Here is a 19779-nt window from a genome sequence, read left to right as displayed (position 1 = left end):
AACCACCCTGAGACATATAAGGGCGTCGGATCGCGTCCACGCCGGAAACCATAGCCGGCGTGGGTGTGTGCGATCACAACCGACTGCCCTGCCACATATAAGGCAACCGAATCGTCACGATCGGAAACCGATCGTGACACAGCCGGTCTGCCTGAGCTGTGACAGTCGTCGAACTGAATCAACGCCCGTCTCGAGAGTGAGGGTATAATCCTGCCTCCATGCCGGGAAACGGCCGGAGGGGACGTGGCGCGTGGGCCACGTCGTTCGCATTCATATCAAGTGCCGGGTGTATATATAAGGCCGTCGTCTCGAGGGATCACTGAACGACGTTGGACAGTCACAAGATGCGATACCTCGAGCAGTTCAACTCGAACCGCGACAGGAAACGAAAACTATTGGCGGTCAGGCTGATTCGAACGCGAGAGGCCGAGGACGCGGCTGAGAAATGCTCGAGTAACGCGGAGCCCAGCGTGGAGGCTCTCACGGAGGACCGGCGCGCCGTCGGCGAGCCACACCATCAGCACTACGCCGGCGAGGCCGAACTGGAACAACAGATACGTCGAGAGGTCGCCGGCGAGTACAGCGCTCCAGTAGCGGTCGAAGAAGTAGAAGAATCCCTCGAGGAGGCCCGGCCCAGGTGGTCGCCCCTCAACTGGTGCGATCGGCCAGAGCATGAGTTCGATCTGAAAGACGCCCTGTCGGAACACGGAGTCGATGATATCCGCGGGAGGATGGGACAGATAGCCGAGCCCGAACGCGAGTCCAACGCCTGGGCGCGTGGCCGCGTGTGCAATCGTTCCGATGAGTATCGCTAGTGGCACTGCAAAGAAAATCGAGTGGCCAATGGCGTAGCCGCTGTCGAACACGCCGAACTCCCAGGCGAGTGGCTTGTCGATCAGATCCGGGAGAACTGACGCAAATACGACTGCGAACGCCTCGAGTCCAGTCGGTGACTTCCGAAAGGCGATGTGACAGCACAGCGAGTAGGCAAGGTAGGCGACGATTGCGTGTTCCCACGGCCACATAGGACGGTGGTGTGGTGGGTGATGAATAGTTATGCAGCGCTTTTTTGCCCTCGAAGTGACGGGTCGTTCACTCGGGAGTGCAGTAGTCACGTCACTATCTGTGATGCGTTGAGAGCGGTAACATTGCATTACCGATCACGGACACCGCGATGGACGGTGACCGACGGCCGGCCCATCGGTGTTCGTGGGTGAATGTCAGAAAGTCAGCTGGTTACCGTCGATCATGGCGTGAACGTCGTCCGGTATGCGGTATTCCCGGCGCGGTGTTCGGTCGTCGCCACGCGGTGGGCTATCGAAGATCACCAATATAAGTGATTTCGAACTCACAGGTATATCCCCGTGGTCGACCTAGAACGACTGTGACCGAGTATGCTATCGAGGCCCGCGACGTGGCGGTGACGTATGCGGACGGGACCGAAGCGGTCCGCGATGTCGATCTCCTCGTGGAGACAGGGGAGTTCTTCGGCTTTCTGGGGCCCAACGGGGCAGGGAAGACGACGCTGATCAAGACGCTGGTAACGCTGTTGCACCCGACCGATGGCACGGTGACGGTCAACGGATTCGATGCCGTCGCGGAGCCCCAGAGCGTGCGCGCGACGGTCGGGTACATGGCACAGGAAACGAGCATCGACCCCGAGTTGACGGCTCGAGAAAACCTCCGGTTTGCGTGTGACGCCTACGGCGTGTCACGGGCCAAGCGGGGCAACCGGATCGACGAGTTACTCGAACTCGTTGAGTTGACTGACGTCGCGGACAAGGTCGCCGACGATTTCTCCGGCGGGATGAAAAAGCGATTGGATGCGGCGACGGCGCTGGTCCACCGGCCGCCGCTCGTGTTCCTCGACGAGCCGACGACTGGTCTCGATCCGGCAGCGCGAAATCGGCTCTGGGAGTACTTCCAGCGGATCAACGACGAGGGAACGACGGTCTTTCTGACGACCCAGTATCTCGAGGAGGCCGACCAGTTGTGCGACCGGCTGTCGGTTATTCAGGACGGCGCAGTCGTCGCGGACGGGACACCCGAGACGCTGAAACGGCGTGTCGGAGGCGAGATCCTCGCTGTCGAACTGGCGGAGCCCGCCGAACGCGAGCGCGCGGTGGCGGTCGCCCGCGACGAATCGCTGTTCGCAGAAGGGGCGACGATCGAGCCGACCGAATCGGGGTTGGCGGTGACCGCACGCGATGCGCGAACGCGCGGAACGGATCTGTTGGTCGCGCTGCGGGATGCCGACATCGGCGTGGTCGGGTTCGACGTTCGCGCGCCGACGCTCGACGACGTGTTCCTCGCGGTGACTGGGGAGCGAACCGAAGCGGCCGCAGCCGACGATGGCGATGTGCAAGCCGAGGCGGTCAGTAACGGCGGTGACGCGAGAGAAGCGACGATGACAGACGACGGCGAAACGGGGGCTGCCGCGGACGCCAACGGGGTGAGCCGATGAGTGTCCAGACCGACGACCGCTACGGCGGGAGCTTCGCGAGGGACGTGTGGACCACGTTCGTCCGGTGGACGATCAAATCGGTGCGGAACCCGTTCGTACTCGTCGTCTCGCTCGTCCAGCCGATCATCTTCCTCGTGTTGTTCACGCAGGTGTTCGGCGGTGTTGCGACGAGTGCGCTCGAGGGAGTTACCTACGAGACGTATCTCGTGCCGGCGATCGTGATCCAGGTCGCGCTGGTCGCGGCGGCGACGTCGGGGATCGGGCTGGTCAACGACATCGAGAACGGCATGTTCGAGAAGACACTGGTGAGTCCGATGAACCGCGTCGCCGTCTTCGTCGGCAAGACGCTGGCCGAGGTCGTCCGTATCATCGCACAGGTGACGATCGTGCTCAGTCTGGGTGTGGTACTGGGTGCCGAAATCGCCACCGGACTAACCGGAGCCGTCGCGATCGCGGGCATCTGCGTCCTGTTTTCGGTCTGGTTCACCGCGTTCTCGAACGTGCTCGCCGTGGTGACCCGCGACGAGGAGTCGACGATTATCGGTGCAAACCTGCTCCAGTTGCCCTTGCTGTTCGTCTCGAGCGCGTTCCTCCCATTGGCGGCGCTCCCGACGTGGATCCAGACGGTCGCGACGTTCAATCCGATCACGTACGGCGTCGACGCCACCCGTGCGGTGATGCTCGGCGAGGACACGATGACGGTGATCGACGTCACCCGTTTTGGGGGGATGTGGGATACGCTCGTACCGGCGATTGTCGTCCTCGTCGGGCTCGCGCTCGCGTTCGGCTCGGTCGCGATCTACGCGATCAGCCGTGCTGCCAGCGCCGACGTTCAGTGACGGCTGTTGCCGCGCTCGCCGCCGTAGAACCAACCGACAGCATTTAGCGATCCCGGGCGTACGGCTCGCCATGGACCAGTCGGGATTCGTCAAACTCTCGCTTATCGGATTTGCGCTCGTGATCGTGAGTTTCGTCATCCGTGGACTGAGCCGGATCGTCCTCGAGGTGGCGGTCGCGGATCTCATTCAGGCTCCGCTGGCGATCGTCGGCTTCGGACTGCTCGTCTATCTGTTCGTCAGGGCGACCCTCGACTTCGTTGGCCTCTGGACGATCGAAAACGGAGATGCATGAGCGGAAGGAAACCGTTTTTCGACCGCCGTCCGAACCCAGAGGCATGACAATCGACGTGCAGGCGATTTCTGACCTCGGGCCGGACGACCGCGCTGCCTTCTTCGAGCGCGACGCTGGCATCGAGGCGGTCAGGGGAGACGTTCGCGACATCGTCGACCGGGTCCGCACCGAAGGTGACGTCGCCGTCCGCGAGTTCACGAGCGAGTTCGACGACGTCGAGGTCGGCAACATAGAGATCACCGACGAGTGCGAGCGGGCCGCCGACGAGATCGACGACAGCATCCGCAATGCGATCGAGACAGCCGTGGCGAACGTCCGCGAGTTCCACGAGGCGCAACTCCCCGACGACTGGCAACGAGAGTTCAGTGAGGGACGGACACTCGGGCGGCGCTTTCGCTCGCTCGAGCGCGTCGGCGTCTACGTCCCCGGCGGCTCGGCGGCGTATCCCTCGAGCGCGATCATGGGAATCGTCCCGGCGGTCGTCGCCGGCGTCGACCATGTATCGGTCGTCACGCCACCGGCAGACGAGTTGAACCCGGTGACGTTGGCGGCGATCCACATCGCGGGTGCGGACGCGGTCTACAGCGTCGGCGGCGCACAGGCGATCGCGGGGTTGGCCTATGGAACGGAGACGATCACCAGCGTACAGAAGATCGTCGGTCCCGGCAACAAATGGGTGACCGCGGCCAAAGCCGAGGTTCACGGTGACGTCGAGATCGATTTCCTCGCGGGCCCGAGCGAAGTCGTCGTGGTAGCAGACGAGAGCGCAGACCCAGCGCTCGTCGCCGCGGAACTGGTCGCGCAGGCTGAACACGATCCGAACGCCTCGGTTGTGGCCGTCACGGACGACGAGGCGACCGCCGAGGCCGTGGCTGCAGCCGTCGAGGAACAGGTCGACGACCGCGACCGCGAAGAGATCATCCGGGAGGCGCTTGCGAACGATGCGAGTGGGGTCCTCCACGCACGATCGATGAGCGAGGCAATCCTCTTTACGGAGGCGTACGCCCCCGAACACCTCTCGATCATCACCGATGACGACGAGTCGATCTTAGAGCGCATCGACAGCGCAGGCAGCGTCTTCCTCGGGCCAAACACGCCAGTCGCAGCGGGCGACTACGCCAGCGGCACCAACCACGTCCTGCCGACCAACGGTGGGGCGCGCGTAGCCGGCGGCCTCTCGGTCGAGACGTTCCTTCGGTCGACGACGGTCCAGCGCCTCTCCGCGGACGGCTTGGCCGACCTCGGTGAGACGATCACCACTCTCGCCGACGCGGAAGGGCTCGAGGCCCACGCCGCGAGCGTCCGGCTGCGGCTGGACGACGAGACCGACCGCTAACGGGTGGTAATCCGCGATTGAGTGGCTGGAAATAGGTTACGGAAGCGCATATCGGTTTTACGTAGCTGGAACACGGAGTAAGCAGTGAGATGGAACCGCGTGTCGATCCGATGGACGGGCGCGTCCTCGAGCGCAACTACGATTACGCACAGCGGAACGTGCGGCTCCTCTCGATGTGGTACGACTGCGACCTCGAACGGATGCTCGAGCTGCTGGCAGAACACGAGATCGAGCTGTCGCGAAACGATCGACGGCAGTTCGGGACCTGGTATCGGTTACTTCGGCAACGCTCGGGCGGCTATCAGAGCGACTGATACGACCGGACAACAGTCAGTGAATACGTGATCGCGTCTCGACGGCTGTCGCCGTCGGCGACAGCGTCGTGGGTGCGATCGAGGGATGGACCGTTTTGACCGGCAGTATGACGACCACGGCACCCCCGATCACATGACGGTCCTGCGAACAGTGTGTGATACGGTCTGCTGTAACGATATACCGGCGTATCCGCAGGACGGGTCACGGAGACGCCGGAAATGACTGACAGGAGTCCGTATGAATCAGTTCGGGCGAGACGAGAGACGAACGCGGACAGAGCCGACTGCGTAACCGGATTCGGCTAGTGTATCTGCCTACTGAGGGCGTCACAGTTAACATCGTTGCGCCGGAATGGGATGGTATGAGCACGGACAGTATGGACGGCGGGGAGGCTGACACGCGTCCGAAGATCGAAGTGACCGAAGACGCGGCCGAGCAAGCCATCTCGCTGCTCGAGGGCGAAGGCCTCGACGCGTCGGAGGCCGGCCTCCGGCTGTTCGTCCAGCAGGGAGGCTGTGCCGGTCTCTCCTACGGGATGCGCTTCGACGACGCACCCGATGAGGACGATACGATCTACGAACACCACGACCTGCGCGTCTTCGTCGATCCGGCGAGCCTGAAATACATCGAAGGCAGCGTTCTCGACTACGAGAGCGGACTGCAGGCGGAAGGGTTCCACGTCGACAATCCGAACGTCGTCAGCGAGTGTGGCTGTGGCGAGTCGTTCCGAACGTAACCGGTAACCGGTCGCAGGGAGTGCGCGAATCGACCCATGGCGGCGGACGACCCCCTGCTCTACTTCTCGCTCAGCCGAGTCTGTACGGAAAACGGATCGCGATCGGTTGCTGACCGATCAGTCTCGTCGTCGGCTGACGGCCGGCAGGTTACTCCTCGAGTTCGAACGCGACGGTGACTTCGGCCTGGTACTCCCGGTCGTCGGCGCTTGCGATTTCGACGCCGAGTTCGTCGACTTCGATCCAGTGGACGTTCTGGAGGGTCTCTTCTGCACGGTCGATCGCGTCGTCGGCTGCTGCGTCGAAGCTCTCGGGACTGGTTCCGATGAGCGTGATTTTTTTGAAGACCATCGCCCTTGGCACTACGTCACAACCGGACGTAAAACTGATCGTCGTTTCAGGACCGTGGGAGGCTCATCGCGTCGATTATTCGCCTCGCGCCTCGAGGCGCTCGCGGATCGCGCCGGAGACGTCGGTGAGGTAGGCACCGCCCCACAGCGCAACGACCAGACCGCCGATCGAGTTGAACACCAAATCCAGCATCGTATCGTTGAGGCCGTACTGCGTGAGCACGGCGTCGATGCCGAACGCGTCGGCTGACAGCGCAATGGCGAACTCGAGGACCTCCCAGAGGACACCGAACGCGAGGACGAAAAGCAGGATGAAGACGGCGACGAACCGCCGAGGAAAGTGAATCCCGTCGGCGTGCTCGTGGAGCGCGCGGACAGTGGCATACCCCACGCCGGCGACCAGCGACGCCGACAGCGCGTGGGTCATATGATCCCACCACCCGACCTGGCTGTAGAGCGTCCTGGTGGCGCCGGGGAGTCCGACAGTACCGAAGGCGTGGAGGAAGACGGCGGTGGTGATCCAGAGCGTGAGCCGCGGGTCCATCGGAATCTCGTAGTCGCGCTCGAGGATCGGCGGGAGTTGCGTCACGGCCAGCGCCACGCCGGTGTTGATCACGATCCCGGCGTTACCCCGGTCGATACCGACGAACAGCATGCCGACCAGCCCGAGCTCCATGAGGTAGGTGAGCTGGCGCTGGCGCTCCCGGGATGGCAGTAACCTGGCGAGGTTACGCATTGGTATCCTCCGCGACGGCCGTCTCATCGGGTGGACGACACTGCTCGTGGCGGCCGAGTCGCCGGAAGTACAGTTCGAAGACGATGCCGGCACCGAGCCCGCTGCTCGTGGAATAGACGAACTCCCACATCACGGCGTCGTGGTCGGAGGGGAACGGGACGCCAAGCAGTCCGGCGGCGCTCCATCGAAAGAGCGCCCACAGGGCAGCAGCGGCCATCGTCGTGACGGCAACGAAGATGACCGCGAAACTCGAGGTCATTCGCACGGTCGTAAACGTCTGTAGTTCGACGGCGAAGACGAGTGCGATCGCCGCGACCGAGAGATACGAGGCGATGTGTCCGGTCAGTCGCTCCGAGCCAAGCGCGAGTCCGAGGACCGGCAGCGCCGCGAGCAAAAGCACCTCCCATGGAATCATGGCCACCCACGACCGAAGGGTCAGCGGCGGCAGCAGTGCGAGGGCGACGAGCACCATCGCAAACGTGGTCCAAAGGAGGCCGCCGGTCACGAGTTCACCGAAACCGATGAGTGCGATCGCGACGACCAGGAGCCACGAGAAGGCCGCGTTGGCCCGACCGTCGGCGATCAGTTCTTCGAGTGATGTCTGAGACACGCGTGGTCGTACTGACCGTTCTCACAACACAAAAGCGTAGTCGTCACGCGGTGGCCATCACGACGGCACGACGAGCAGGTAGACGATCGCATATGCGACCAACGCAACGGCCACGGCTGCCACCGTCGTGAGCCCGGTCTCGAAGACCGCGTCCACGGACGGACGCCACCGGTCGCGCGTGCCGAAGGGACGCCAGTACGACTCCTGTACGACGCCACAGAGGAGGCCGACGCCGAGGATCGAGAAGACGAAGTGATAGGAGACCTCGAGCGTCGGCGGCGTCACGGCGAGCGCGGCGACGCCGTAGACAGCGCCGACAGCAGCCCGGCGGTCGACGCCCGCGAGGATCGATCGATCGGTGACCCGATACACAACCGCGATCGCGAACGCGATCGTGGCGAGTTCGATCGCGAACGCACCGAGCAGGTGCAGCGTCGGATCCGAGTGGAGGACGACGCGTGACTCGAGGCCCGGCGAGCCGAGCGGGAACAGCCAGTCGGGTGGTGCCCCGGTAACCAGATCGCCCCATGGGTGCGACCAAAGGCCCCAGAGCGCGGCGAGGGTCACCGTTGTCGGCGCCAGTGTCGAGCGCCGCGCGACTCCACGGGAGACGAGGACGCCACTGGCTGCGAACAGCACCATCACGAACGCAGCGAGGGGACCATCCCAGACGAGCGCGACCGCGACGAGCGCCACGAGAAGGGCGATCCCGGCGAGATGAGTGGCGCGCGAGCGCGCTGCGCGTCCGCGGACGGCGAGCAGCCCGAACGCCGGCGCGGCGACCGCCCCGACGACCAACGAGTGGGTGACCGACCGGTGGATGACCCGGCTCGCACCCCAAAAGGCCGCCGGCGCTCCGAGTTCGCCGCCGAGGGCCTGCCACTCGAGCAGGCCGACGAGCGCGTACGCGACGTCGATGTCTGGAATCGCGGCGAACACACCTGCGACGGCTCCGACGAGCAGGGCCGGTCGGCGATCCCATCCCCGCCAGTCGGCGACCAGCGCCGCGACGGCAAACGCGAGCAGGGCGTGCCCGACGAACATGGATATATCGGGTATGTGGCGGGTCATCTTAAGCGCCTCGTAGCCGTGTCAACACCCACCATAGATTCCGCGAAGCGTCTGCGAGCGGCGTATCCAAACGTCGGCTGTCGTTCGCCGCTGTCGGTAGGTCTTTGCAAGTGGCCGGCGAGCACACGCCCATGGCTCAGCAACCGTCGACCGAGGCGACTCGCGCGCCATCCGTTGGCGAACTCACTCCACCGGATCGGACCCTGATGGGGCCCGGACCGAGCGACGTAAACCCGCGCGTGCTGCGGGCGATGAGCACGCCGCTCGTGGGACACCTCGATCCCTCCTTCATCGAGATCATGGACGAGGTCCAGGAGCTGTTGCGCTATACCTTCCGGACGGACAACCAGTGGACGATTCCGGTTTCGGGGACCGGCTCGGCCGCGATGGAGGCCGCGATCGGCAACGTCGTCGAACCCGGCGATACGATGCTCGTCCCGACCAACGGCTACTTCGGCGGCCGGATGGCCACGATGGCCCAGCGAGCCGGCGGCGAGGTCGTCGAAGTCGATGCGCCGTGGGGCGAACCCCTCGAGCCCGACGTCGTCGCTGACGCATTGGCAGAACACGACCCCGATATCTTCGGGTTCGTCCACGCCGAGACGAGTACGGGCGTGCTTCAGCCTGATGTCTCCGAACTGACGGCCGCAGCCCACGACCACGACGCGCTCGTGATCGCCGATACCGTCACGTCGCTTGGCGGCGTCGAACTGCGCGTCGACGAGTGGGGTATCGACGTAGCCTATTCTGGCCCACAGAAGTGTCTCTCCTGTCCGCCGGGAGCCAGCCCGCTGACGCTCTCGGACGAGGCGATGGACAAGGTCCTCTCGCGTGACGAGGACCCCCGCTCGTGGTATCTCGATCTCTCCTTGCTCGAGGGCTACTGGGGCGACGAGCGCTCCTATCATCACACCGCGCCGATCACGAACGTCTACGCGATCCGGGAGGCGCTGCGGCTCGTCGCCGAGGAAGGGATCGAACAGCGATGGGCCCGCCACGAACGACTCGCCGGCGCGCTCAAAGCCGGCGTCGAGGCGATGGGCCTCGAGATGAACGCCCCAGACGAGTACTGGCTGCCGAGCCTGAACGCCGTCCGCGTGCCCGACGGCATCGACGACGGCGCGGTCTGTGACGCCTTACTCGAGCAGTACGATCTGGAGATCGCGGGCGGACTCGGCGATCTCGCCGGCGAGATCTTCCGGATCGGCTGTATGGGCTACTCCGCACGGCCCGAGAACGTCATCTACGTCGTGACGGCGCTGGGTGACGTCTTGGAATCGATGGGCGCAGACGTCGAGCCGGGCGCAGCCGTGACTGCGACGCGACGTGCGCTGAAAGAATAGGGAGTCGACTGCGGCTGCGGTATTCTGCCGTTTTTATGCCGATGCTCGGGGTCCTGGGGGCGCTCGTTCGACCTGATAGTCTTCCCCGTCGACGACGATAATGGCCCACTCGTAGTTCGGATTCGTCCGCTCGAGCCGTCTCTCGAGGTCATCGGCGTCGTCTGGTTCGGCGACGAAACAGTGGAACTGTCCCGCCGATGCGGACGGCAGCTCGCCTGTCTCGAGAACGGTGTTTACGTGGACGACTTTCCACGCACGTTCAGCGCGGAATTCGGGGCCGTTGCCTTCGACGGTGTAACCCAACTCTGCGAAGATCGACCTGGCCTGCTCGACGAGTCGCATGTTAACAGGACCCATTCGATACTACCTATGAGACTATCCCACATAAATGTTAGTACGTGACAAAGATTCGCCGTATCACTGCGCGTCTTCGAAGCAACCGACAATAATTTCGGTCATCTGTATTATGTGACTGGGGATTGCGACTAGTCACAAGGAGCGACCGTCTGTCAACGGCGAGGCCACGATGAAACGCGGGCAGCACGACCGATACCCACGAGAGCGGCGGGCAGCCCGTTACTCGTGGGCAGCGTCCCACTCGGTCGGTTTGCGGAAGTTCCCACACTGGTTGCACTTGATCCGGCCCATCGCGTCCATCGCAGTATCGAGGGACTCGCAGTTCGTACAGAACCAGCCATAGCGGCGCTCGGCGTCGCTGGACTCATAGACGACGAGAAACGGCCCTTTCGATCCCTTGTCGCCCTCCGTCTCCGAGATGTAGACGGTGTCACCGTCGTCGGTCGACCAAGCTTGCATGCCCAGCGATAACGTCGCTTCCGATAAATGACTGTCTGTCCGGCGTAGATGGGCCGACACGCGGCGAACAGCTCCCATGACCGCGGCCCGCAGTCGTGTCATAACCACCCACTCGTGACAGGTTCACAAGGATGACAGTCCGTACTGAAAGGTTTACCCGCGCGGAAATCGTCCGGTTTGCTAATGTCGCTGGTCGTCGTTCCCGTTCGGTACCCGTTGTCGAAGCACTCGCGACGAACGCTCGAGCGGGCAATCGAGATCGCCCGGTCGCGGGATGCAGCGCTGACGGTGCTGCACGTGAACCTCTACCAGAACGGGAAGAAAGTGACGCGGGTCGATCTGAAAAACGCCGTCGAGAAGGCGTTCGGTCGGATCGAACGGGCTCGATATGTCGTCCGAACCGGCTTTCTCGTCGAAGAGAGTATCCTCGACGAGGTCGCCGCCGAGGGTGCCGATGTCGTCGTGATCGGCTCCAAACAGGCGAGTCGGCTCCGACGGATCTTTCAGCGATTTACCGACAATCCGGACATCGAACAGTATCTGCGACGACACCTCGACTGTGAGGTCATCACGGTCGAAAGCGCACGCGCCTAAGCGGTGCCATCAGACGGGCTCGGATTACTCGTGGGCTCCCGCGTTCCGAACGACGAACACCGGGATCGAAGCGTTGTCGACGACCCGCTCCGAAACGCTGCCCAGTGATGTGACCTTCTCGCGTGGACTCTTCCCCCGCGTCCCGATGACGATCAGGTCGATGTCCTGTTCGTCGGCGTACTCGAGGATCGTTTTCGACGGCGTCCCATGTTGGACGTCACTGACCGTCTCGAGGCCCTCGTCGGCTGCTCGCTCTTCGACGTCGGCGACGGCCGCCTGTCCTTCGTCTTGGAGCGAGCGCTCGAGGTCCGTGCTGGTCTCGTCGTCGGCGGCAGCGGTGATCCGGCTGTCGACGACGTACAGCGCATGCACCGTCGCGTCGTTGTCGGCGGCGATCGCCAGCCCGTGGGTGAGTGTCTCGGAAATCGTGTCGCTTCCGTCCGTGGGAATCAGAATATCGTCGTACATCTCTCGGTCAGGTTCCGAATTGGACCGGCCCCGGTATAAATTACACCCACGCTACGAGTCGCTGGGAGCGTCTCGACCGATTCAGGCAGGTCATCTCGTGGACGAGACCGTCACCGATCCGCTGGATCCGCGGGGCTCTCGCTTGGCTCGACGGGCGAGTCGGTCGTCGGTCGCTCGAAGCCCGACTCGTCGACAGCCAACCGGGCGACGCCGCTGGTCTCGTCGAAGACGTGGTGACGGCGCGGGTAGGCGAACTCGACGTCGAGTTCCGCGAATCGGTCGCCGATTGCCTCCTGGACTGCCGACCGGATGATCGGCTGTTTGTAGGGGTGTTCCATCCAGAAGAAGAGCTCGAGGACGATCCCGTGATCGCCGTACGTTTTGATGTTGCATTTGGGTGCCGCAGCGTACCGGGCACTGCCGATTCGGATGTCTGGTCCCCCAGCGATGACGTCATCGACGGATCGGGCAGCCCGTTCGGCGGCCCGACGCGCCGCCTCGAGATCACTGTCGTAGGTAATCTCGAGGGTCAGTGAGACCCGCGTGCGCTCGTCTTCCGCGGAGTAGTTGATCACGTCACGCGCGTGAATGTCGGAATTCGGAATGACGATGAAGGTATTCTGGAGGGTGAAGATCTTGGTGTATCGGATCGTGATGTCCTCGACGAACCCACGGTGACCGGCGTCGGTTACCTCGATCATGTCGCCGATCTCGTAGGGGCGGTCGGCCAACACGTAGAACCCGTTGATCAGACTGCCGACCACGGGAGCGAGGACGACCGCGATCACGGCCGAAATGACGGTCACCGAGAGGAGGATCTGCGTGTTGCCAACGCCGAGGATGCTGGCAGCGATGGTGACAGTCCAGAGCAGGGCTGCGACTCTGACGCCGCTGAGAACCGATCGTGTGACGCTCGGGCGTTTGATCCGGCGGGCGACCGTCCGGCCGGCGAGACGAACGACGACCTTCGAGAGGTACCAGCCGACGGCGAGCACGACGAGTGCGAGGACGACCTCGATAACGTCCAGGGGGACCGTTCGCGGGAGCAGCTCTTGGATCGCCTCGGCTACCGAGTTCTCGGCGGTACCCTCGTTAGCCTGAAGGACCCCGCGCATGCCAACACACTCAGGCTCACTGTGGTTAAGCGTTCTGACCCTCTTTTCGAGCGACCGATCTCGAAACAACCCGATTTCGAAAACGCGTGCTACTCGATGTATAATAAATCATTTAGTCATTGGTGTCGTAGGGACGGATATGGCACCAGACGAACTTCGCTCGACGGTCGAACGCGTCGGCGACCGGTTTAATCTCGGCGAGTACGAGATCGACGCCTATCTCACCGTCTTAGAGCAAGGCCAACTCACCGCAAGCGAGATCGCAGACCGAACGGAGATTCCCCAGCCTCGGGTGTACGACACTGTCCGCAGCCTGAGCGACCGCGGTCTGGTCGAACTGCGCGAGTCCCGCCCGATGAAAGTCGTCGCGATCGACCCTGCAGAAGCCTTCGACGACGTCCAGACGTCCTTCGAGCAGATGATCGCCGACCTCGAGGCCCGCTACACCGCGCCGGCCAGAGACACGGAGGCCGTCTCGCTGGTCAAATCGCGATCGACGATCCTGCGCTACTTAGAGGAGGTCATCGACAGCGCGGAGTTCGAACTTGCACTGTCGCTGACACCGGACCTGCTGACCAGATTCGAGGCTGATCTCCGTGATGCGGTCGACGCCGGCGTGAGCGTCGACCTGATCGTGACGCCGGCCAGCGAGGCACCCGATCCGGACGCGTTCGACTACAGTGCGGTCGCATCGACCGCTCGTGCTCGTCGCGGGATCACGACGCCGGTCGTCGCCGTCGCCGACGGCAACTACTCGATGTACGCAACCCAGGATGCCCTGCGTGACGATCAGGACCGCTATGGCGTTATCTTCAACCGGTCGGCACTCGGCTTTCTCATCTCCGGGTTCTTCGGAACCGTCCTCTGGACGACCGCCGATCGAACCCTCGGCGAGGACGACACCGCTCGCTCCTACCCGCGCAAATACGCCTCGATCCGCCGGTGTGTGAAGGATCTGCTCGACGAGGGTGGCGAGTTCTACGCGACCATCGACGGCCGGGACGTCGAAGTCGGCGGCCAGCGGATCGTCCGCGGACAGGTCCGCGATATCGGCTTCGAGGTCAGCGAGGAAGTCGCCAGCCTCACGATCGACACCGAAGACGGCGAGGAAGTCACCGTCGGCGGTCGCGTCGCTGCCCTCGAGGACGTCGAGGCCCACGAGATCCACATCGGCCGCAACGAACCCCCAGCGATCGAGGACGCCTGATACGGTCTGCTGTCCCGATGTCCCGACGCATCCGCAGGACGGGTCGCGGGTGCGCCGGCACTGACTGATACGGTCTGCTGTAACGATGTACCGGTGCAACCGCAGTGCGGGTCGCGGGTGCACCGGAAATGACTGACAGTAGTCCGTATGAGAGGAGTCCGTATGACGGCAGTACAACGAACGACGGCCTCGTCCCGATGACATGATCGGGCCATCGTCGACTGGTCGCGGACCGTGCTCGAGCGGTCACAGACTGATGTCCGAGACGGGTCCGTTCCTGTTTGCTCCAATGATATATCCATTGTCTGCAGGCATCTGCCGACCGTCAAGCGGCAATCAGTGATTGAAAGGAGCGATATCGCCATCGAACAGGAACGTACCCGTCCAACACCGCCGCACACGTTAGCGGAACCGGTGTAACCAACACGACGACTCGACAGTCCCAATTTATTACAGTATTTATAACTAACAACTAAGTTCGGGGCCGTCGGCGTTCTACTGGTCATGGGACGCGATACTGCCGGTCGACGCGGCCGGTCGCGCCTCGAGCGGCGGTCGTTTCTGAAGGCTGCATCAGTGTCGACCGCGGCCGGGGCCATGGCCGTCACCGGTTGTCTCGGGCGTGGTCGCCAGCCGGGAACGGTGGTGATGACTGCCGCCTCGGACGTCGCGGGGATCATGCACAGTGACGGCGACGAGCCGTCGATCCAGCAGGCCCTCTGGGATGTTGGTCTCGACGAGGACATCCGCGTCGAGATCCAGACCGTCGTCAGCGACTCCGCAACACGGATGCAGACCACCCAGTCGGCGCTCGAGGCGGGCCGTGCCCCACCCGACATCCACATGATGGACAGCGGCTGGACGGTGCCGTTCATCCTTCGGAATCAGACGGTCAACCTGAGCGAACAGCTCCCGGACGAGACGCTGCAGTACGTCACCGACAACTACCTCGAGGCGATTCTCGAGACGGCGCGCGCCCCCCAAAGCGGCGATCTCCACGCCTTACCGCTGTTTCCGGACCTCGGCTTTACCCTGTATCGACAGGACCTCATCGAGGACGCCGGCTACGATACGGGCGGCTGGGGAACCGATCCACCGCGCTGGGAGGAGTTTGCGAACGCGGTCCGCGACGCGAGGGATCAGGCTGGCCTCGACTACGGGTTCACGACGCAGGCGGCCGCCTACGAGGGGCTGTCTTGCTGTACGTTCAACGAGGTGATGACGTCGTGGGGCGGGGCGTACTACGGCGGGGTTGACAACCTGTTTACCGCCGGTGACCGGCCGATCACCGTCGACGATCAGCGGGTCATCGACGCGATCCGGATGATGCGCTCGTTCATCGCGGGCGAAGAGGAGAACACCCTCGATGGGTACCCCCAGATCTGCCCGTCGGCGATCGTCCAGTGGACGGAACAGCAGTCGCTCAACCCGTTTGCCGGCGGCGAAGCGGTCTCGAACCGCAACTGGTCGTACGCGATCGCAGAGACGGGCACGGAAGACGGCTTCGGCGAGAATCTCGGCGTGATGACGCGGCCGTACGCAGTCTCCCAACGGGAGGCCCAGTATTCGGACGTCGGCGGTACCGCTGTGGCGCTGGGCGGCTGGAACCTCGCGGTCAGCCCGTTTTCGAATCGCGAGGAAGCGGCGCTGCAGGTCCTCGAGGCGTTCGCCAACAGGGAGGTCATGCTCACCGTCTTCGAACTCGGCGGATTTCTGCCGCCGAACCTCGATTTGGTCGCGGAAGCCGATCCGAGCGACGTCGGTCCCGTCGCTCGCTACGCAGACGTGGTCCAGTCGGCCAGCGAGAACGCGATCCCGCGCCCGGCGACCGATCTCTGGCCGGAGCAGTCCGCACTGATCTATCAGGCGGTCAACGCGGCCTACCGCGGTGCGCAATCGCCCGAGGCGGCGATGAACGACCTCGCGAACGAACTCGAGCAAAGCGAAGCTGAGGTGCAAGCAAATGGCAACTGATACCGATACGGACGGATTGATCGGCGGTGAATCCGAACGGAGACCGGATCGTGAGCGGACGGGCAATGCAGTCATCAACTGGATGGAAGGCCTGAGCGAGGCGGCCTACGCGTACCTGTTGTTGTTACCGGCATTCGCGTTGTTGACGCTGATCGCGTTCTATCCGATGGTACGGACGTTTATCATATCGCTGCGTGCCAACCAGACGCGGGGACTGGACCCGCTTGGTGGCTTCGTCGGTATCGAGAACTACGTCGACATCCTCACCGGGAACGCGCGACTGGCTCGACAGTTCCTCGACGTGGGGCTGACATCGTCGTTCCCATTTATCGAACTCGGGACCCCGTTCTTCCAGCAGGCGCTGTTCGTCACGCTCGCCTTTGCGGTCATCAGTGTCGTCGTCGAGACGGTGATCGGGTTCGGGCAAGCCTACGTGCTCGATCAGGAATTCACGGGGCGGCGCTGGGTGCGCGTGGCGATCATCCTCCCGTGGGCGGTGCCAATCGTCATTCAGGGGATGATCTTCTTCCTGCTGTTCCAGCCGACGGTCGGGTTCGGCTCCGACCTCATGCAGAGTCTCGGCGTCTTCAGCGGGACGCCGCTGGCCAATAGCCGGGATGCATTCATCATCATCCTCGTGGCCGACATCTGGAAGTCCTCAGCATTCATGGCCCTGCTGATCCTCGCGGGGCTCCAGAGCGTCGACCGGAGTCTGTACGATGTCGCACGCGTCGCCGGGGCCTCGCCGTGGCAGCGATTCAAACTGATTACACTGCCGCTGGTGATGCCGGCGCTGCTGGTCGCGATGCTGTTCCGGACGATGGACGCGATGCGCGTGTTCGGCCTGATCGAGTCGACTGCCGGCTGTACGACCGTGCCGTCGCTGAGCTGTCTCGTCGTCGAAGCGATGTTCGGCGGGACGCGCATCTACGCGACGGCCGCCGCCGTGGCCTTCGCGACGGCGCTGGTAATCGGCCTGATCATCGGCGTCTACGTGCTGCTCTTCCGCGACACTGAAGGAGGGATGTACTGATGACCGATCCAACGGACGACACTGACCCCACGACCGCGACCGACTCGAGCGCCACCACCGATAGCACCGATGGCAGCGACGGCCAGCCACGAGATCCAACGCTCCGCCGCCCCGACGGCGGGACGGTCCTCGAGGACGACCGCGACGCGGACCTCGACCGGGGCCCGCTCCAGCAGTGGGTCGCAGACTCCATCTCACACCCAGAGCGAGTCTACCGGGCGATGTTCTACGTCGCGGCGATCTTCTTCCTTGTTACCACACTATTCCCGTTCTACTGGCTGCTCATGGTCGCGCTGACGCCGGAGGGACAGTTGCAGGATATCGTCTTCACGCCCAACGGCTTCAACCCCGGCGCGTTCGTCGAGGTCTTCGAAGTCATCCCCTTCCACATCTACATGTTCAACAGCTTCGTGATCGCGCTGGCGTCGACGATCGTCGTCCTCGTCATCGCCAGCCTCGCGGGGTATGCCTTCGGCCGGCTCGAGTTCCCCGGTCGAACGCCACTGATGCTGCTGGTGTTGGTCATCTCGTTTTTCCCGCCAGCGGCCTTCTTCATCCCGCTGAACGATCTCTTTAACACCTCGTTTGCGTTTCTCAGGCCGATCACCGGCGACGGCACCCTCTACAACACGCCCTTCGCGCTGGTGACGCCGCTGTCGGCGATCTTCATGCCGTTGGCGATCTTCATCCTCACGACGTTCTACTCGCAAATCCCGGACGGGCTCGAGGACGCCGCCCGCGTCGAGGGGACGACCCGACTCGGCGCGCTGTTCAGGGTCATCATCCCGCTGTCGGCACCCGGCGTCGCGACCGCCGGCGTGTTGACGTTCATCGCTGTCTACAACGAGTTCTTCTTCTCGTTCCTGATGACCGACGGCCAGCCCGAGAACTGGGCCCCGATCCTCGACGGCATCCTCGCCTATCAGGGGCAGTATCAGGTGTTGTACAACCTCATGGCCGCTGCGAGCATCCTCGGGGTGATCCCCGTCGCGATTCTCGTGGTCATCGCACAGGAAAAGATCGTCAGCGGACTCACCGCGGGCGCACTCAAAGAGTAAGACAATGGCACGAGTACGACTCGAGAACATCACGAAACGGTACGGAGAGGAAACGGCGGTCGACGACATCAGCCTCGAGGTCGAAGACGGCGAGTTCGTCACCTTCGTCGGCCCCTCCGGCTGTGGGAAGTCGACGACGATGGAGACCGTCGCCGGACTGACCCAGCCCACGGAAGGACGGGTGTACATCGGCGACGACGACGTCACGACCCTCGCACCGAAAGACCGGGGCGTCGCGATGGTCTTCCAGAACATCGCGCTGTTCCCCCACATGGACGTCTACGAGAACATCTCGTTCGGCCTGCGGCTCCGGACGTACGACGACGAGGAGGTCCGGCGTCGCGTCGAGCAGGCCGCCGACATCGTCCAGCTCGAGGGGATGTTAGACCGGATGCCGGCAGAGATGTCCGGCGGCCAGCAACAGCGGGTCGGCATCGCCCGTGCGATCGTCCGCAACCCGGACGTGTTCCTGATGGACGAACCGCTAGCGAACCTGGATGCGAAGCTGCGGGTCCACATGCGCACGGAACTCCAGCGGCTCCATCGGGAACTGGACGCGACGATCATCTACGTTACTCACGACCAGGCCGAGGCGATGACGATGTCCAACCGGATCGCTGTCCTGAACGACGGGAAACTCCAGCAGATCGCCCCGCCACTGGTCTGTTACAACGAACCCACGAACCGGTTCGTCGCCGGCTTTATCGGCTCGCCCTCGATGAATTTCGCCGACGGTGAGGTCGTCGACGGCGGCCTCGAGACGAGCAACTTCACCGTCGACCTAGATGCCACGCGGCTGCCGGCGGTATCGGTCGGCGACACTGTCACGCTGGGTATCCGGCCGGAAGACGTCCATCTGACACGGTATGCGGACTCGCTTGCCGCGCCGACCGATCCGATCGACGCCAGGACCGACGTGCTCGAGCCCATGGGTGACGAGGTGTTCGTCTACCTGCTGCTGGCCGAGGACGTGGAAGGGTCGATGGAGGAAGACCCCGCCACGTCGCCGAACCAGTTGCTAATGAGCGTCACCCCCGACACGGAGATCGAAGCGGGCCAAGACGTCGACGTCGTGTTAGACCGCTCGAAGATCCACCTCTTCGATGCAGACACCGGCGACGCACTGGTCCACGGCATCACCGGCCTCGAGGGCCCAGAGTCAGGCACAGCACCGACGGAAGCCGAATAGCTGTCTCGTGGCTCGACTGTCCTCGAGCGCATCGCATGGCCTCTCTCATCGCTGGCGACGATCGGTCGTATGCGATCGAGAGGCGAGTCAGTTCCGCTGATGATAGAGACGGTCTCCGGTGTCGGCCGGACAAAGCGATCTTCGACCCACGCCCCCAGTTGGCGATGGAGAGAAGTCACTCGAGCCGAATGATTTGATATAGCGGGGAATGGTGTATCAGGCTGAAACGAACCGA

At 63.5% G+C, this 19779-nt stretch carries 22 protein-coding genes; 13 read left to right on the top strand and 9 right to left on the bottom strand.

What is annotated here, in order from left to right:
- Positions 1-392: 392 nt before the first annotated feature.
- Positions 393-1025, bottom strand: a complete 633-nt coding sequence (locus C476_RS15130; protein WP_008014482.1) for a metal-dependent hydrolase — start codon at positions 1023-1025, stop codon at positions 393-395.
- A gap of 359 nt (positions 1026-1384) precedes the next feature.
- On the opposite strand from C476_RS15130, the gene C476_RS15125 reads away from it, so the two are divergent.
- From C476_RS15125 to C476_RS15100, 6 genes are all read left to right on the top strand, one after another.
- Entirely contained in the window at positions 1385-2464 is a 1080-nt protein-coding gene (locus tag C476_RS15125) for an ABC transporter ATP-binding protein (protein WP_008014481.1), read from the top strand.
- Positions 2461-3303: an ABC transporter permease gene (locus tag C476_RS15120; protein ID WP_008014480.1), complete on the top strand. Its 843-nt coding sequence runs from the start codon at positions 2461-2463 to the stop codon at positions 3301-3303. Before C476_RS15125 ends, C476_RS15120 begins: the two co-directional genes overlap by 4 nt.
- A 70-nt stretch (positions 3304-3373) precedes the next feature.
- Complete coding sequence (locus C476_RS15115; RefSeq protein WP_008014479.1) at positions 3374-3595, top strand: hypothetical protein; 222 nt, start codon at positions 3374-3376, stop codon at positions 3593-3595.
- A gap of 43 nt (positions 3596-3638) precedes the next feature.
- Positions 3639-4931, top strand: coding sequence for a histidinol dehydrogenase (hisD, locus tag C476_RS15110; RefSeq protein ID WP_008014478.1), 1293 nt, complete (start codon positions 3639-3641; stop codon positions 4929-4931).
- 89 nt (positions 4932-5020) lie between these two features.
- Positions 5021-5245, top strand: coding sequence for a hypothetical protein (locus C476_RS15105; protein WP_008014477.1), 225 nt, complete (start codon positions 5021-5023; stop codon positions 5243-5245).
- A 362-nt stretch (positions 5246-5607) separates the two neighbouring features.
- A complete protein-coding gene (locus tag C476_RS15100; protein WP_008014476.1) occupies positions 5608-5982 on the top strand; it encodes a HesB/IscA family protein in 375 nt (124 codons plus the stop codon).
- A gap of 148 nt (positions 5983-6130) precedes the next feature.
- Here C476_RS15100 and C476_RS15095 read toward each other — a convergent pair whose 3' ends face one another.
- From C476_RS15095 to C476_RS15080, 4 genes are all read right to left on the bottom strand, one after another.
- Positions 6131-6331 carry a dodecin gene (locus C476_RS15095; protein ID WP_008014475.1) on the bottom strand — a complete coding sequence of 67 codons (201 nt, stop codon included), beginning with the start codon at positions 6329-6331 and terminating at the stop codon, positions 6131-6133.
- A gap of 75 nt (positions 6332-6406) precedes the next feature.
- Complete coding sequence (locus C476_RS15090) at positions 6407-7066, bottom strand: hypothetical protein (RefSeq protein ID WP_008014474.1); 660 nt, start codon at positions 7064-7066, stop codon at positions 6407-6409.
- Positions 7059-7676 (bottom strand): hypothetical protein, encoded by a 618-nt coding sequence (locus C476_RS15085; RefSeq protein ID WP_008014473.1) that lies wholly within the window; start codon positions 7674-7676, stop codon positions 7059-7061. The genes C476_RS15090 and C476_RS15085 overlap by 8 nt, the downstream gene beginning before the upstream one ends.
- Before the next feature lie 57 nt (positions 7677-7733).
- Positions 7734-8720: a metal-dependent hydrolase gene (locus C476_RS15080; protein ID WP_008014472.1), complete on the bottom strand. Its 987-nt coding sequence runs from the start codon at positions 8718-8720 to the stop codon at positions 7734-7736.
- A gap of 158 nt (positions 8721-8878) precedes the next feature.
- Between C476_RS15080 and C476_RS15075 the strand changes: the two genes are divergently transcribed.
- Complete coding sequence (locus C476_RS15075; RefSeq protein ID WP_008014470.1) at positions 8879-10090, top strand: pyridoxal-phosphate-dependent aminotransferase family protein; 1212 nt, start codon at positions 8879-8881, stop codon at positions 10088-10090.
- Between the two features lie 33 nt (positions 10091-10123).
- Here C476_RS15075 and C476_RS15070 read toward each other — a convergent pair whose 3' ends face one another.
- Entirely contained in the window at positions 10124-10432 is a 309-nt protein-coding gene (locus tag C476_RS15070; protein WP_008014467.1) for a DUF7116 family protein, read from the bottom strand.
- Between the two features lie 234 nt (positions 10433-10666).
- Positions 10667-10906 (bottom strand): DUF5816 domain-containing protein, encoded by a 240-nt coding sequence (locus C476_RS15065; protein ID WP_008014465.1) that lies wholly within the window; start codon positions 10904-10906, stop codon positions 10667-10669.
- Positions 10907-11089: 183 nt separating this feature from the next.
- Here C476_RS15065 and C476_RS15060 point away from each other — a divergent pair, with 183 nt between their 5' ends.
- Positions 11090-11500 carry a universal stress protein gene (locus C476_RS15060; protein ID WP_008014462.1) on the top strand — a complete coding sequence of 137 codons (411 nt, stop codon included), beginning with the start codon at positions 11090-11092 and terminating at the stop codon, positions 11498-11500.
- Between the two features lie 24 nt (positions 11501-11524).
- On the opposite strand, the gene C476_RS15055 is transcribed toward C476_RS15060, so the two are convergent.
- A complete protein-coding gene (locus C476_RS15055; protein WP_008014460.1) occupies positions 11525-11968 on the bottom strand; it encodes a universal stress protein in 444 nt (147 codons plus the stop codon).
- Between the two features lie 110 nt (positions 11969-12078).
- Positions 12079-13083 (bottom strand): mechanosensitive ion channel family protein, encoded by a 1005-nt coding sequence (locus C476_RS15050; protein WP_008014458.1) that lies wholly within the window; start codon positions 13081-13083, stop codon positions 12079-12081.
- Positions 13084-13222: 139 nt separating this feature from the next.
- Between C476_RS15050 and trmB the strand changes: the two genes are divergently transcribed.
- The 5 genes from trmB to C476_RS15025 all read left to right on the top strand — a co-directional run bounded on the left by trmB (position 13223) and on the right by C476_RS15025 (position 19544).
- Positions 13223-14290, top strand: coding sequence for an HTH-type sugar sensing transcriptional regulator TrmB (trmB, locus tag C476_RS15045; RefSeq protein ID WP_008014456.1), 1068 nt, complete (start codon positions 13223-13225; stop codon positions 14288-14290).
- A 504-nt stretch (positions 14291-14794) separates the two neighbouring features.
- Complete coding sequence (locus tag C476_RS15040; protein WP_049911935.1) at positions 14795-16264, top strand: extracellular solute-binding protein; 1470 nt, start codon at positions 14795-14797, stop codon at positions 16262-16264.
- Positions 16254-17297, top strand: coding sequence for a carbohydrate ABC transporter permease (locus tag C476_RS15035; protein WP_008014452.1), 1044 nt, complete (start codon positions 16254-16256; stop codon positions 17295-17297). The genes C476_RS15040 and C476_RS15035 overlap by 11 nt, the downstream gene beginning before the upstream one ends.
- On the top strand, positions 17297-18355 hold the full coding sequence (locus tag C476_RS15030; protein WP_008014450.1) for a carbohydrate ABC transporter permease: 1059 nt from the start codon (positions 17297-17299) through the stop codon (positions 18353-18355). The genes C476_RS15035 and C476_RS15030 overlap by 1 nt, the downstream gene beginning before the upstream one ends.
- A 4-nt stretch (positions 18356-18359) precedes the next feature.
- A complete protein-coding gene (locus C476_RS15025) occupies positions 18360-19544 on the top strand; it encodes an ABC transporter ATP-binding protein (RefSeq protein WP_008014448.1) in 1185 nt (394 codons plus the stop codon).
- The last annotated feature ends 235 nt before the right edge of the window (positions 19545-19779 follow it).

The sequence above is a fragment of the Natrinema limicola JCM 13563 genome (genome assembly GCF_000337475.1).
Lineage (GTDB): Archaea > Halobacteriota > Halobacteria > Halobacteriales > Natrialbaceae > Natrinema > Natrinema limicola.
The sequence above is the reverse complement of the archived record's forward strand: the minus strand, read 5'-3'. Positions and strand labels throughout refer to the sequence as shown.

Excerpts from the sequence above, each read along its gene's own strand:
- C476_RS15060 (WP_008014462.1), top strand. The coding sequence starts at position 11,090 with ATGTCGCTGGTCGTCGTTCCCGTTCGGTACCCGTTGTCGAAGCACTCG.
- C476_RS15080 (WP_008014472.1), bottom strand. The coding sequence starts at position 8,720 with ATGTTCGTCGGGCACGCCCTGCTCGCGTTTGCCGTCGCGGCGCTGGTC.
- hisD (WP_008014478.1), top strand. The coding sequence starts at position 3,639 with ATGACAATCGACGTGCAGGCGATTTCTGACCTCGGGCCGGACGACCGC.
- C476_RS15065 (WP_008014465.1), bottom strand. The coding sequence starts at position 10,906 with ATGCAAGCTTGGTCGACCGACGACGGTGACACCGTCTACATCTCGGAG.
- C476_RS15040 (WP_049911935.1), top strand. The coding sequence starts at position 14,795 with ATGGGACGCGATACTGCCGGTCGACGCGGCCGGTCGCGCCTCGAGCGG.
- C476_RS15025 (WP_008014448.1), top strand. The coding sequence starts at position 18,360 with ATGGCACGAGTACGACTCGAGAACATCACGAAACGGTACGGAGAGGAA.
- C476_RS15070 (WP_008014467.1), bottom strand. The coding sequence starts at position 10,432 with ATGCGACTCGTCGAGCAGGCCAGGTCGATCTTCGCAGAGTTGGGTTAC.
- C476_RS15075 (WP_008014470.1), top strand. The coding sequence starts at position 8,879 with ATGGCTCAGCAACCGTCGACCGAGGCGACTCGCGCGCCATCCGTTGGC.
- C476_RS15100 (WP_008014476.1), top strand. The coding sequence starts at position 5,608 with ATGAGCACGGACAGTATGGACGGCGGGGAGGCTGACACGCGTCCGAAG.
- C476_RS15095 (WP_008014475.1), bottom strand. The coding sequence starts at position 6,331 with ATGGTCTTCAAAAAAATCACGCTCATCGGAACCAGTCCCGAGAGCTTC.
- C476_RS15105 (WP_008014477.1), top strand. The coding sequence starts at position 5,021 with ATGGAACCGCGTGTCGATCCGATGGACGGGCGCGTCCTCGAGCGCAAC.
- C476_RS15090 (WP_008014474.1), bottom strand. The coding sequence starts at position 7,066 with ATGCGTAACCTCGCCAGGTTACTGCCATCCCGGGAGCGCCAGCGCCAG.
- C476_RS15055 (WP_008014460.1), bottom strand. The coding sequence starts at position 11,968 with ATGTACGACGATATTCTGATTCCCACGGACGGAAGCGACACGATTTCC.
- C476_RS15050 (WP_008014458.1), bottom strand. The coding sequence starts at position 13,083 with ATGCGCGGGGTCCTTCAGGCTAACGAGGGTACCGCCGAGAACTCGGTA.
- trmB (WP_008014456.1), top strand. The coding sequence starts at position 13,223 with ATGGCACCAGACGAACTTCGCTCGACGGTCGAACGCGTCGGCGACCGG.
- C476_RS15030 (WP_008014450.1), top strand. The coding sequence starts at position 17,297 with ATGACCGATCCAACGGACGACACTGACCCCACGACCGCGACCGACTCG.
- C476_RS15120 (WP_008014480.1), top strand. The coding sequence starts at position 2,461 with ATGAGTGTCCAGACCGACGACCGCTACGGCGGGAGCTTCGCGAGGGAC.
- C476_RS15035 (WP_008014452.1), top strand. The coding sequence starts at position 16,254 with ATGGCAACTGATACCGATACGGACGGATTGATCGGCGGTGAATCCGAA.
- C476_RS15115 (WP_008014479.1), top strand. The coding sequence starts at position 3,374 with ATGGACCAGTCGGGATTCGTCAAACTCTCGCTTATCGGATTTGCGCTC.
- C476_RS15130 (WP_008014482.1), bottom strand. The coding sequence starts at position 1,025 with ATGTGGCCGTGGGAACACGCAATCGTCGCCTACCTTGCCTACTCGCTG.